This is a genomic window from Polaribacter atrinae (assembly GCF_038023995.1).
GTDB lineage: Bacteria > Bacteroidota > Bacteroidia > Flavobacteriales > Flavobacteriaceae > Polaribacter > Polaribacter atrinae.
In genome coordinates, this window is sequence record NZ_CP150660.1 from 1,162,853 (window position 1) to 1,176,083 (window position 13,231).

Here is a 13,231-nt window from a genome sequence, read left to right on the forward strand (position 1 = left end):
TTGTTTGAAAATATCTGAAAACTTGAAACTTATTTACTGTTTGAAGCTAAAATTGCGGAATTAAGCAAAGTGCTGAGTAAAAGTCGGAGAAATTCGTTCTTAAAGACAAATTTAGAAAGTCTGAGAGATTTCTAAGAGTAAAATAAAGGTATACTCATGTTCTGAATTAAAAACTTGTGAAAACACTGAAAAATAAAAATTGCGGAATTTGCTAAGAAACTCAAAAAAGGAGAAAAAAAAATAGGAATTTTATAACTTATAAAGTGGAAATTAAACACGCATTTTACAACACCTTGTATAAAAAATTGCTAAATTTGGCTTAATCAAAGGTTTGTGCTTTTTTGTCAACTCCTATTTTCCTGCGGAAAATAGCCGTCGACTTAAAACGCAACTTTCCATACACAACAACGTTCTACGCAATTTGACCAAATTAACGAAAATTGTACTTAAATTCAAGTTTTTTGATTTTTAAGAAAGAAAAAATGAAACCGAATTTGAAACCGAATTTGAAATTGAAAATAAAACGGCGGAATTAATTACTCTTGCGGAATTGCAAAACGTGCGGAAAAAAAGCGGAATTTAGGATTCGCCCAAAACCTGTTCTTTGCATCGAAAATTTAGCTAACCGAAAAGTTTCGGCTGAATAGCAGAATCGCTAAACCTAACGGCTGAACTGTATGAAAAAAGGATTTTCCCAGGTTTCGTCTTTAACGAGGAAAACCAAGAAAACCCAAAGTTTGAGCTGAATAACAAAACGGTAAAACGTGTGGAAAAACATTGCGGAATGAAATCCGAAATTTTTTTGAGATTTTAAGAAAAAATAGAAGAAATAGAATTTTAAAAACACAGCGGAATTTGACTCGTGCGAATAAACACAAACGGAATAAAAACTGCGTAGAACAACGTGTATAATAAATGGCTGGTCCTCGCCTACTTACGAAAATCCTTGCGGATTTTCTATTTGGTTTTTATTTGCTAAATTAGGTGCTTAAACACGCCACTAATCATACACAAAACCGTTGTGCACAAGCTGAAAAAAAATTGGAACATAATGAAAAATACGACAATTGACATAAACGATTCTACTATTAAAAAATATGTGGAATCATTACGACCTGAAAATCTTGAAATTCGTAAACAAGTCGATATTGGATATTCATATGACGGAAAAATTGTAATACTATTTGAAATTAGACCTGAATGGGATAATCCAAAAAAGATGCAACAAATTGAATTTGCAAAAATTCGACATTACAAATCAAGAAAAGAATGGAATTTATATTGGATGCGAGCAAGTGGAAAATGGGAACTTTACGAACCATTACCTAAATCAACGCATTTAGCGAAAATCATCGAAATCATAAAAGAAGATAAACACGATTGCTTTTATGGATAAATCAAAAAAAAGTATAGTTAGAGAAATTGCGCAAGAATTAGATTGCGGAAATGAATGCTATTATAATTTTAAAACCAGCGAAATATTAGCAATTCCGAATTTATCACAAATATTCGACGAGGAAGAATTTAAAGAGTCTTTTAAAGAAAGTTTAAAAAAATTAAAGAAGTATAAAGCTGATTTTATCAAAATCGAAATTTTGGAAAGTTTTGAATCCTTTAAAATTATGGAGAGATTTGTTGAGCAAGTAACAGATGCAAAACTTCAAGTGGAATTAGAGAATATTTTAGCAAACAAAAAACCTTTCCAGAATTTTAAGCAAAAAATTGACCATTCAAATTTTAGACAAAGTTGGTTTGAATTTAAGCAAATTGAGTTGGAAAGAATAGTAGAAAATCAATTGAAATGAAAAAAGCCTGTGCACAACACCGTATAAACTTTATTGCTAGTTTTAGCTCACTTGGGAAATTCCTCCGGAATTTCGCCGTTCGTGTTTTATTTAGTAAATTCATTGCTTAAACAACGCAACAAAGCTTATACAACAACGTTGGCAAACATTAACCAATCACACTTTTGAAAAAGAAAAAGGAATAAATGGAATTATGAAAAACATTAATCTGAAAAAGCATTTATTTAAAATTGTACTTCTGATTTTCGGAATTTACTTGACATATAATTATTTTGACAACAAAAAGAAGATTGCGGATTTAGATTATGGGATTAAAGCAAACGTTTTGAGAAAATCTCTTAATGTTCCAATCATAGATGAATATATGACAGCGGAAAGCAAATACGACGAATTTTTCGGAAATAGATGGGAATCTTGGAGAGAAAAACCAAAATCTGACGAAATACTTCACGTTTGGAAAGTAGTAATTCCTTCAGAAAACGAACAGTATATTTTGGACGAAGAAATGGATGCTTATCGAATGAAAAACGAAAATGGAAGAATTGCACAATTAAATATTTATAGCAAAATAATTAAGGACTCTTTTTTAACTCGAACTGGACGAATTTTTTATAATACTGAACCTAGAGAAAAATTAGAATTAAATGAAATAGGAGTTGATAGTGTTGTGAAAAGTTGGAATTTAAACTACTTGATTAAAAAATAACGATTTGCCAACACCGTGTATAATTAATGGCTGGTTCTCGCCTACTTACGAAAATCCTCGCGGATTTTCTATTAGGTTTTTATTTGCTAAATTAGGTGCTTAAACACGCCACTAATCATACACAAACACGTTGGCTATAATACAAGCATAATTGAGACCTATTCAATAACTTAACACAATAAATCTAAATATCGATAATGAAAAGAACAATTATAGGAATTACAATTCTAATGATATTTCTGATGTTTTCTTGCAATAGAAAGAATCAAGAATCTAAAAATGAAACTGAGAATAATCAAACTGAACAACTAGAGAAATCAGTCTCTAAAATATATGAAAATATAATTTCAAAGAATAATGGAAAATATCCTAGTGAAATTAAACTTTTCGGAAATAATGAAATTTCAGACAGATTGAAAGAATTAACAGGAGCCAACTATAAAGAAATTGTAGAAAAGTTTAATGTTGAGACTCCTATAGTTTCTGAAAATAGCATCTATAAATTAACAGGTTGCTTAAAACATAATTGTCCAGCTTACATGATTACAATACTTTATGATTCCATCATGGATAACCTAAATGTAATAGTTGATAGAAATGGAAAAATTATGGAATTTAAAGAAAAAGAAAAGATTCACCTGACGGAGACGTTAAAAAGAAAATGATAAACCGAAAATAAGTACTTTAGCCAACACCGTGTATAATTAATGGCTAGTTCTCGCCTACTTACGAAAATCCTCACGGATTTTCTATTCGGTTTTTATTTGCTAAATTAGGTGCTTAAACACGCCACTAATCATACACAAAACCGTTGTATAAAACACCCACTCATACGAAGGGAGAGATAACATGAAACTTATGTATTAGAATTGTAAAAGTTATATTCTAATACGCACAACGGAGTATCCTCAACTTGAATACCTTTACTTTTTAGATATTTAACCCAAAAAAAAACATCTATATATTCTTTTAAAACATCACTCATAATATATAATTAAAACAGTATTAAAATAAATAACTATGGATCAAAATTTAGAACGTATAGAAAGATTTAGGTTAAGATTATTGGAGTTGTCTAATAAATATCCAAGCCAAAGACAATCAATAATAGAGTCAAGTACAATCGTATATATGAATTGTAAACCAACTTTTAACTTCTCGAAACATTTACAAGACGAAAAAATAAAAGGAAAAATACAAAACATTTTTAACGAAGTTTTTCAGTAAACTGACAAAGTAATTGTTCTTTTGTTAGGCTCGTGAAAATATCATTGCCCTTTTCATCAATAAATTGAAAGTTGATTCTTTCGTCAATTATTTTTTTATTTTTAGAATCTAAACCAAATGAAATTTCAAGTGAAACATTAGTCATCTGAATAGTACTTTATACAACACCGTATATAATTAATAAGGGCTTGGTGTTTTGTTAATATTTATTTTTATTTATTTACTTTTCGCACCGTGAACAATCAGTTTATACTTACCCCTTACTAATCATACACAAGAACGTTGTGTGTAATTAAGCCACTGAATCCCCAAAAAAAAAGAAGAAAAAGAAATGGAAGTATTACTTTATCAAATAGGATTTTTTTTAGCGATATTAATTGCAGGAAAATTAGGAGAAAAATCAAGAATTACGGCAATCGTTTTAATCTGTATCTTTACTATTCTACAAGTTTATATGTCTTGGCTTTTAATTTTGCAATTCATAACAATAATATTTTCATATATAATTTCTAAAAAAATATTTTCCACAGAAATAAAAGAAAATATTTCATCAAAAAAAGAAAACTTAAACTTAGAATCTATAAAAGAAAAACTAAAAAAAGAATTAGAAGAAAAATCACCAATAGAAAAAAAGAAAAAAATTATAAAAAAAATTAAAAATATAGAAAAAACCGAAAAAAAAGACGCTATAAAAAAAGTAGAAAAGAATCCTACATATATTTCTAAAAAAATAACTCCTGAAGTAAGGAAAAACTTATATACAGTTGAAGAAATACATTCTTTAAATGGCTTAAGTACAGAACCCAAAACTCAAGAAAAATTATCAGCTTTAAGAAGAAATTATCCTAAATATAATATTTTAATGATTGATAACATCAGGAAAGTATTGAAAATTGATTCAGATATAAAAATTATTGAAAAAAACATATATATAAGTCCTGAAATTGTTTATCAGCCTGAACTGCTTGCCCAAAAATTAGAAAAATCATATAAAGATACAGGAATAACAACATTCAAAAAAAACGCAGGAAAAAAACAAATTAATAATAGAAAATCTCCCGAATTACAGCAAAAACTAATCAACCAAGTTGTAAATAAGAAAATTATATTAAAAAAGAGTTTAAATAAAAAATTGAAGGAAGGACAAACAGGAAAAATTATTGATGTCTTTGACACAAATTGTTTTGCCGTAGAATTTTATAACGGAAAAAAAATAATTACAGTTAACAATGAATCAATATTTTTTATTGGAATAATGGATTTTAGTCCTGTAAAATAAAAAACTACACACAACACCGTATAAACTTTATTGCTGGTTTTAGCTCACTTGGGAAATTCCTCCGGAATTTCGCCGTTCGTGTTTTATTTATTAAATTCACTGCTTAAATAACGCAACAAAGCTTATACAACAACGTTGTGTGCAATTTGGCTACGTTACCAAGATTTGGTATATTTGAGTAAAATTATAGTCAAAATGGGAAAAAACACATCAATATCACTCGGAAATCATTTTGAGGATTTTATCAGAGAAGAAGTAAATTCAGGTAGATATGGTTCTGTAAGCGAAGTTATTCGTTCTGCATTACGTTTACTGGAACGCGAAGAAAAAAAAGAAAGAGAATTAATTAAAGCTCTCGAAATCGGAGAAAATAGTGGTTTTATTGAAAATTTTGACCCAAAACAAAACCTGACTGAATTACATCGCAAGCACTTATGAGTAAAAACCAATACCGAATAAGTAAACAAGCGATTGATGATTTAAATGACATTTGGGTTTATACTTTTCACAAATGGTCAAAAGAACAAGCCGACAGATATTACGACTTAATAATCGGAGAGATTGAATTTATAGCGGATAACTATCTGATTGGAAAATCGGCTGAACAAACTCGAAAAAACTATCGAGTAACGAAAATCAAATCACATCTGATTTTTTACAGAAAGGTCGAAAATGAAATTGTTGAAATCGTTAGAATTTTACATCAGAGAATGGATATTAAAAAACGACTGAAATAAAAAAACTGCACACAACAAAGTATATAAAACATAGCTATTACAGGCTTTCCGAGAGGTTTGTGTGTATTTGCAAAGTCCGCCAAATTTTTTAATTTGGCTTTTTGAGAAATTAAAGATAAAAGAAAATTAAAAAATTCGGCTCGTGCATAATCCGAAAAGTTAGCGTCTTTTTACACGCTACGTTTCATATACAAAACCGTTGCAAGTAATAGCGGAAATATTGAAAATAACTAATTAATATGAATCCTAACAACAAAAGAAAACTGATACTTATTATTATCAATTTTATTTTATTTATCGGTTTATTTTTTCTTCAAAATAATGCATTCAATGAACTTATTAGAAACGAATTGAATAATGAAAATATTGTTGTAAGACAAGTTATGATTATGGAAATGAGTGGTAATTTTATAAATACCATTATTGGAATAGCAATTATATTACTCATTGTAAATGGAATTATTTTAAAATATTGGATAAAATCAAAAAGATGGATAATAGAATCAATTATTATTCTAATTTTCACTTTAATTATTTCGATTTATTTTCACTCGAATAGAAACACCAATTTAAAAAACAGATTAAACCATACAACTAAAGCCAGTTTCAACAAATAGCAAAAATTACTCAAACCTAATAAATCTACTGTTCGAAATTGTTTAATCGTTGTGTTTTTAAAGTTCGGAGAAATTTTAGAAAAATTGAAAAATCTCTCTCGTATCAAAGATTTTATATCAATGCGAAATTTAAAATATTGTGGAATTGAGCAACGTTCGGAATTTTCTCTCTTACCTAAAACAGGAAAAAAGGTTTCCAAAATTACGAAATTGAACAGTTTTTAGGAATAATCACGAGTACGAAAAATTTGAATTGTATTTCAAAAAAAAAGGAAACAGTTAAATTAGAAAATATGAAACCAAAATTGTGAAAAAAAACTACTACTTGCAACACCGTGTATAAAAAATTGCTTAATTTTAGCTTAACCGAAGGCAGTTGCATTTTTACTCACTTCAATTTTCCTGCGGAAAATAGCCGTTCATAAAAATCGCAACTTTCCATAACACAACAACGTTGGCAGTAATGTAAAAAAAACGGAGCTATATTGAAATTTAAGGAAAATTGAAAGAATGAAAAACGAATGAATTACATTGTTGAAAATAAAAAATTAACGCTTCAATATATTCCCGGAAATGGAGCTTGGACATATCAATTGATAATCCCGAACACAAAAAATATTAAAGGAAAATGGGGCGATTTAAAAGTATCTGGAACTATAGATGGTTATGAAATAAAGAATAAAAATTTAGGACCAGTAAAAAATGCGGACAAAAAAATGTCTATAAATTCAGAAATTAGAAACGCAATAAATAAAGATGGTGGCGATACTGTAATTGTGACCTTATATCTCGAAAATCAAACCGAAACTAACGATATTTCTGAAATTTTGGAATGTTTTAAAGATGCACAAGTTTTAGGAATCTTTGAACAATTGGAAAAAAAAGAACAAACAGAAATTCTAAATGAAATTACGAATGTTGCAACGGACGACCAAAAAGCGGAAAAAATAATCAAGTCGATTGAAAATCTTGAGAGTAAAAAAACATAGGAAAATGAAAACACTACTGCCAACACCGTGTATAATTAATGGCTAGTTCTCGCCTACTTACGAAAATCCTCGCGGATTTTTTATTCGGTTTTTATTTACTAAATTATGTGCTTAAACACGCCACTAATCATACACAATCACGTTACCTGCAAGCTGAAAAAACAGAATGAAGAAATTTTTAACACCACTTTTTTTACTATCAGTCTTTAGTCTTCTATTTGCGTTTTATCTGATTTTCTTTGCTGATGAGACTGGTTAGGGAACAGTTGCTGGTATCTTTCTGATTATATTTTCGATTATTTCTTTTTTAATTGACTTTTTCCTAAAAAAAGGACTCAAAAGCTTTGTGAAATTAATTGGAATCGAATTTCTTATAATTGGAATTACAACAATTGCCTTGCTTTATAAAGAAAGAGAAAAAACACTAATTGTAAACGATTCATTTGATTTAGAATACATCTCAATCATTTATGGAGTGGAAAACGAATCTGATTTATCAATTAAACCTTGGAATTGGACAAAAGAAATATTTATTCCCGATAATGGACTATTATATACTTCTTCTGATTTCAAAGAAAATTTACCGAAAACCGACATAAGGTTTAAGAAAAAAAAAATATTGAACGATGATTCGGCTGGAGGGTTTTCTGAATTTCCAGAAATGGAATTTGAATCAAATGGAAAAGTTTATAAATTTAGAACTTGGAAAATTCAAAAGGAATTTTGTTGCTCTTGGTCGAGTAAAGAATCGGATAGTTTGGAAATTGTAATTAAAAAACAATTTGAACGAAAAAAAGCCAGCAGGTAACACCGTATATAAAAAATTGCTAGTTTTAGCTTAACCAATGTGAGTTGCTTTGTTTGCTTGCATCCGATTTTCCTTCGGAAAATCCTCGCACTCAAACACGCAACTTTCCATATACATAAACGTTGGCAATAATTATGAAGAACATCCCGATAATTATATTACTATTCGTTTCGCAATTGACTTTTTGCCAAAAAAAGTTCGATAACGAAAAAAAAATAGAGAATATTCAGAATTACAACATTGAAGAAATAAGTAAAACAATCGATGAAGAACTCACAATTTTCGGAACGTTATTAACACCAAAATCTGACTTTGATAAAATCCTTGTAATAATCTCTGGAACTGGAACTATATCGCAAGAAGCACACAATTACTTGACTGAATTTTTGCTTGAAAATAATATTGGAGTTTTTAGATTTGATAAAAGAGGTGTTGGGAAATCTACTGGAGAATATAATGACCAAGCAAAAGTTTATACTAATGATTTTCCTGAAATATTTAGCGAACTTAAAAAATCACAAACTTCAGATAACAAAAAAATTGGTTTTTTAGGACATAGTTTAGGCGGAATTGTTTCACTTCAAGCAATAGAAAAACAAGTTAAACCAGACTTCTTAATTCAATGGTCTGCACCAGTTGGAAAGCCGAGAGATTTACTCAAATACCAAATAAATAACGGAATTAAAAACTATGACAAGCTGATAGTTGGAGAAACTACTAACGACAAAATGAAAACTTTAGACTACGTTTTTGATTTAATAGACAAAAACCCAAATAAAACAGCTTGGGAAATATGGAAAGTAGCTAAAAAAGAATCTAAAAAATACGGAATAAATAAAAATTCATTCAGTAATTACCTTATGCCTCATAAATTAGAAGAGGCTCGAATAGATAATACAAATACTTTAGAAAATATTGATTTTCCGACTTTAGTAATTATTGGAAATGAAGACATTTTGGTAGACCCAAAACAGAGCAGAACAAAATTAGATGAAATTGAAAATTCAAATATTGAGTTTAAAGAAATTGATGGATTAAACCACTTTATGACTAAAAAAGGAACTGACGTAAGAACAAATGAAATTTATAATGTGAATTTTGAATTTAAAGAATATTTATTGAATTGGATTAACAATCTGAAAAAATAACTATTGCCAACACCGTATATAATTTATTGCTGGCTTATTGCCTACTTACGAAAGTCCTCGCGGACTTTCTTGGTTGGTAATTATTTACTAAATTAGTTGCATAAAACACGCAACAAACCATATACAAACACGTTGGCAAACAGTTAACCAGACCAACAAAAATTTTCCTTCAATTCAAGTTTTTAGATTTTTAACAAAAGAAAAAATAAATCGAATCTGAAATCGAAATGGAAAAAACAACGTCGGAAATAATTACTATTGCGGAAAAAATACGCTGGAATTTTGGCTTGCCGAATGTTAGTTTTTTAAATCGAAAATTCAGCAAACTGGAAACTTTTGGCTGAATATCAGAAACGCAAAACGTTGGAAAAAAAACGGAATGAAAGGCGGATTTTTTTTTGAGAATTTTAAGAAATTATAAACTTGAAATCTAAATTAAAAAATAGCGTCTGAATTTAACACTCTTGTGGAAAATTACGTCTGAATTTTGATTTGCCAAATGTCAGTTCATTGCATCGAAAATTTAGCAATCCGAAAAGTTCTGGCTGAATAGCAGAAACACAAAAAGTTCGAAAAATAAAACGGAATGAAAAGCGGAGATTTCTTTGAGAATTTTAAGAAAAAAAAGCTAAATTACGCTTGAGAAACAAAACGTCGAAATTTAACGATTGCGAAAAAATAAAACCGATTTGCCAACACCGTATATAATTTATTGCTGGCTTCTCGCCTACTTACGAAAGTCCTCGCGGACTTTCTTGGTCGGTAATTATTTACTAAATTAGTTGCTTAAACCACGCAACAAACCATATACAAACACGTTGTGCATAATATGAGAAAAACGAAATTACTACATATAACATTGAGCTTAATCGGATTAAGTTCTTGTGCTCAAGATTTGACTTGTGCGGATTTTAAAATCGGACAATTCTATATTCCCGAAACGAAAGAAATGGCTAAATATACCATTGTTGAAAATGACAGTATTTCGGAAATGATACCTGAACGAGATTCTTCTATTAAGAAATATATTGTAATCCGAGAAAAAGACACCCAAATCGAATGGAAAAACGGAATCGCAAATGGAAAGCCTGAATATGAAATTCTTGAATGGATTGACGATTGTACTTATCGACTAACTTATGACTCTTCAAAATCGGAATTGAGTGAAGATAAAAAATGGATAAATGAAAATAAAGGAATTGTAGTATCTGAAACAAAAATTGAAGATAATTGTTTGTATTATAAAGCTACAATGACAACAAATGAAGGACAAACGATTTCGCAAGACGGAATAATTTGTAAGGAATAAAATACTATGCACAACACCGTATAAAAATAATTGCGGTTTAATGCTTAATCAATGGTCGTTGCGTGTTTGTAACGTCTGAATTTCCTTCGGAAATTCCTCGCATACAAACCCGCAACTATTCTTATACAACAACGTTAGCTTTAATGCAAAAGACATTTCAAAACCGCCAATTTTTGGTTTATTAAAAAAGGTAAGTTAAAGCGAGATTTGAAAAATGCGTTGCGGAAAATTGAGCTGATTAAAACAGAAAAACTCTAAATTATCTCTGTGAAATAAAAATTAAAGCTGACTTTTTAGCTCGTTTGCGGAATTAAAAGCTGAATAAAAAAACAGATTTACGTGTGAAATTAGAATAAGTTGCGGAATTTATCACCCGTAAACTGAATTGAAAAAATTACAGAATTTGAGCAAGTTTTCGGAATTTAAAACGTCTGAATTTAATCAAAATCTAAAAATAAGAATAGTCGAATAAAAGCACTAAAGCTAACAACGTATAAAATTAATTGCTTAAATTAGTGCTTAGTTAAAGGGCTTTGCGTGTTTGTTACGTCTGATTTTCCTGCGGAAAATCCTCGCACACAAACCCGCTACTAATCTTATACAACCACGTTGGCTGTAATATAACTTAACCTCAAACTATGAGATATTTAATAAGTTTTTTACTTTTTTTGATGTTAGTGAATTGCAAAAAAAAAGATAACGAAAAACACCTCGAATCTGAATTTAAAAAAGCAGAAATCATTTCTTCAAAAATTGACAGTTTAAAATCTGAAAAAGAAGTTCAAACTTTTGTCAATCAATTACAATATCCTTTTTATGAACAAAAAATATCCGATGATTCGATTAGAATTTATAGGAAATTTGAGGAATTTGAACTTAAAAAAATAAGTGAATTTAAAAGAGACTGTAGATTTGACGAGGATACTTTAACTAAAAAAGTTGCCGACTCTTTAAAAATAAGGAAAAGCTTTTATAAATCGGATTTTGACAACAATGGTTTAACTGATTTATTGATAATTGGAGATGGACATAATTGCATAGCAATGGCTGGATGTGATGATGGTGAATCTATTTCTTGTGATTTCAGTGTTTATTCACTTATGAATTTCGGAAATGATTCCATTAATCCTATCGATTTAAACTTTATCACCAAATCGTTATCATTAGTTCCTAAAATTATTGAAACTAAAAATGGCTCTTACATTGAATTGTATAAACCAATTGACTACAAAATTGAAAATGGAGAATTAAAAAAATTGAAAAGAACTATTCCGATAGTTTATAAATATGGAACTTTTATTGAGCAAAACGAAAATAATAATAAATACGATATTGAGAACATAGAATTTATTGCTCAAGGCTGTGTAGCTGGCTGTCCCGAATTTACTATTTCAATAGATAAAAATAAAAATGGGATATTCAATGCTATAAACTATAATTGGTTTGATAAAGACTTTTCACACGATTTAGAACCAAATGATATTAATGGAGAATATAAAACTCAAATTTCTAATAGACATTTTAAAGAAATCTATGGAATTATCAATTATTTAGACTTTCCTAATCTTGACAATATATATTCTTCTGGTGCAACTCATTCGAGTTCTGTTACTTTAAAAATCACATATGACAATGGAAAAGTAAAGACTATAAAAGACGATGGACTAATTGGAACTTATGGACTTAAAAGAGTTTATGAAATGTTTTACGAATTAAGATTTAATCAAAATTGGAAATAAAAAATACTACAGCCAACAACGTGTATAGCTCATTGCGGCTGAATTCCTAATCGGAATTCATTGCAATTCACTATCTTTCGGTTACGGCGGAAAATCATAGCTGATTTCCCGCAACGAGCCATACACAAAACCGTTGTGTGTCATTAAACTAAACCATATGGGAAAACATAAATATTGGGGAAAAGTTGAGGAGGATTGGGCTGGATATTCGGGTGAAATAAAGTTCAAATCGGAAAATTTTGACAAAAAGGAAATTACCATATTTTTGGGAAGTGAGTTCGATGAAGATGGAGAAGAAATTGAAACAATTCCAACGGAAAATGAATTAGACGATTTTGAGAATACTTATTTAGAATTTTTGAAAAAATTTGACAATATTTTAATTGACATATCAGAGAAAACTTTTGAAAGATATTTAAAACTTTACGCTCATTATTATGAAAATCAAGAAAAATCAGGCGAAAAACCTCTGAACATTGACACTAAAGAAAAGCATTTTGAAAATATTAAAGAAATTCTATATTTAAGAGTCCTTAAAAACGGAAATATCCAAATTCCAATTCGATACAAAATTGACACAGAACACGGAGTTGAAATAAGGCTTGAAAAGAATAAAGTAATAGGAGTTGGTGGAATAGCAGAAACGTGAAAATAACGAACACACAACACCGTATATAATTTATTGCTGGCTTCTTGCCTACTTACGAAAGTCCTCGCGGACTTTCTTGGTCGGTAATTATTTACTAAATTAGGTGCTTAAAACACGCAACAAACCATATACAAAAACGTTGCCAAAAACAGTCCAAAAATTACGTGCGAATAAACTCACAAGCGAATTATTTTGACTTTTATAAATAGAAATTAGAA

The 13,231-nt window shown here is 29.3% G+C and carries 15 protein-coding genes; all 15 read left to right on the forward strand.

Features of this window, described 5'->3' with window-relative positions:
• The first annotated feature begins 1,051 nt into the window (after positions 1 to 1,051).
• The 15 genes from WG945_RS05045 (at position 1,052) to WG945_RS05115 (ending at position 13,013) form a co-directional block, all read left to right on the forward strand.
• Entirely contained in the window at positions 1,052 to 1,396 is a 345-nt protein-coding gene (locus WG945_RS05045) for a DUF3024 domain-containing protein (protein WP_068452115.1), read from the forward strand.
• Complete coding sequence (locus WG945_RS05050; RefSeq protein WP_068452112.1) at positions 1,389 to 1,805, forward strand: UPF0158 family protein; 417 nt, start codon at positions 1,389 to 1,391, stop codon at positions 1,803 to 1,805. Before WG945_RS05045 ends, WG945_RS05050 begins: the two co-directional genes overlap by 8 nt.
• 193 nt (positions 1,806 to 1,998) lie before the next feature.
• The gene (locus tag WG945_RS05055) at positions 1,999 to 2,511 is read left to right on the forward strand and encodes a hypothetical protein (protein WP_340866983.1); all 513 of its coding nucleotides are present in this window, start codon (positions 1,999 to 2,001) and stop codon (positions 2,509 to 2,511) included.
• A 197-nt stretch (positions 2,512 to 2,708) separates the two neighbouring features.
• Positions 2,709 to 3,176 carry a hypothetical protein gene (locus tag WG945_RS05060; protein ID WP_340866984.1) on the forward strand — a complete coding sequence of 156 codons (468 nt, stop codon included), beginning with the start codon at positions 2,709 to 2,711 and terminating at the stop codon, positions 3,174 to 3,176.
• A 355-nt stretch (positions 3,177 to 3,531) separates the two neighbouring features.
• Entirely contained in the window at positions 3,532 to 3,738 is a 207-nt protein-coding gene (locus WG945_RS05065; RefSeq protein WP_157603726.1) for a hypothetical protein, read from the forward strand.
• Between the two features lie 331 nt (positions 3,739 to 4,069).
• Positions 4,070 to 5,017, forward strand: a complete 948-nt coding sequence (locus WG945_RS05070; RefSeq protein WP_068452282.1) for a hypothetical protein — start codon at positions 4,070 to 4,072, stop codon at positions 5,015 to 5,017.
• Positions 5,018 to 5,212: 195 nt separating this feature from the next.
• Positions 5,213 to 5,455 (forward strand): type II toxin-antitoxin system ParD family antitoxin, encoded by a 243-nt coding sequence (locus WG945_RS05075; protein WP_068452284.1) that lies wholly within the window; start codon positions 5,213 to 5,215, stop codon positions 5,453 to 5,455.
• Positions 5,452 to 5,754 carry a type II toxin-antitoxin system RelE/ParE family toxin gene (locus WG945_RS05080; RefSeq protein WP_068452287.1) on the forward strand — a complete coding sequence of 101 codons (303 nt, stop codon included), beginning with the start codon at positions 5,452 to 5,454 and terminating at the stop codon, positions 5,752 to 5,754. The genes WG945_RS05075 and WG945_RS05080 overlap by 4 nt, the downstream gene beginning before the upstream one ends.
• Positions 5,755 to 5,993: 239 nt before the next feature.
• On the forward strand, positions 5,994 to 6,371 hold the full coding sequence (locus WG945_RS05085) for a hypothetical protein (protein WP_068452290.1): 378 nt from the start codon (positions 5,994 to 5,996) through the stop codon (positions 6,369 to 6,371).
• A 521-nt stretch (positions 6,372 to 6,892) separates the two neighbouring features.
• A complete protein-coding gene (locus WG945_RS05090) occupies positions 6,893 to 7,360 on the forward strand; it encodes a DUF1905 domain-containing protein (protein WP_340866987.1) in 468 nt (155 codons plus the stop codon).
• 346 nt (positions 7,361 to 7,706) lie between these two features.
• Positions 7,707 to 8,168 (forward strand): hypothetical protein, encoded by a 462-nt coding sequence (locus tag WG945_RS05095; protein WP_068452228.1) that lies wholly within the window; start codon positions 7,707 to 7,709, stop codon positions 8,166 to 8,168.
• 134 nt (positions 8,169 to 8,302) lie between these two features.
• The gene (locus tag WG945_RS05100) at positions 8,303 to 9,316 is read left to right on the forward strand and encodes an alpha/beta fold hydrolase (protein ID WP_082864312.1); all 1,014 of its coding nucleotides are present in this window, start codon (positions 8,303 to 8,305) and stop codon (positions 9,314 to 9,316) included.
• A 949-nt stretch (positions 9,317 to 10,265) separates the two neighbouring features.
• Positions 10,266 to 10,625 carry a hypothetical protein gene (locus tag WG945_RS05105; protein ID WP_340866989.1) on the forward strand — a complete coding sequence of 120 codons (360 nt, stop codon included), beginning with the start codon at positions 10,266 to 10,268 and terminating at the stop codon, positions 10,623 to 10,625.
• Positions 10,626 to 11,263: 638 nt separating this feature from the next.
• Complete coding sequence (locus WG945_RS05110; RefSeq protein ID WP_157603713.1) at positions 11,264 to 12,364, forward strand: DUF6438 domain-containing protein; 1,101 nt, start codon at positions 11,264 to 11,266, stop codon at positions 12,362 to 12,364.
• Positions 12,365 to 12,521: 157 nt separating this feature from the next.
• On the forward strand, positions 12,522 to 13,013 hold the full coding sequence (locus tag WG945_RS05115) for a DUF6985 domain-containing protein (protein ID WP_068449029.1): 492 nt from the start codon (positions 12,522 to 12,524) through the stop codon (positions 13,011 to 13,013).
• The last annotated feature ends 218 nt before the right edge of the window (positions 13,014 to 13,231 follow it).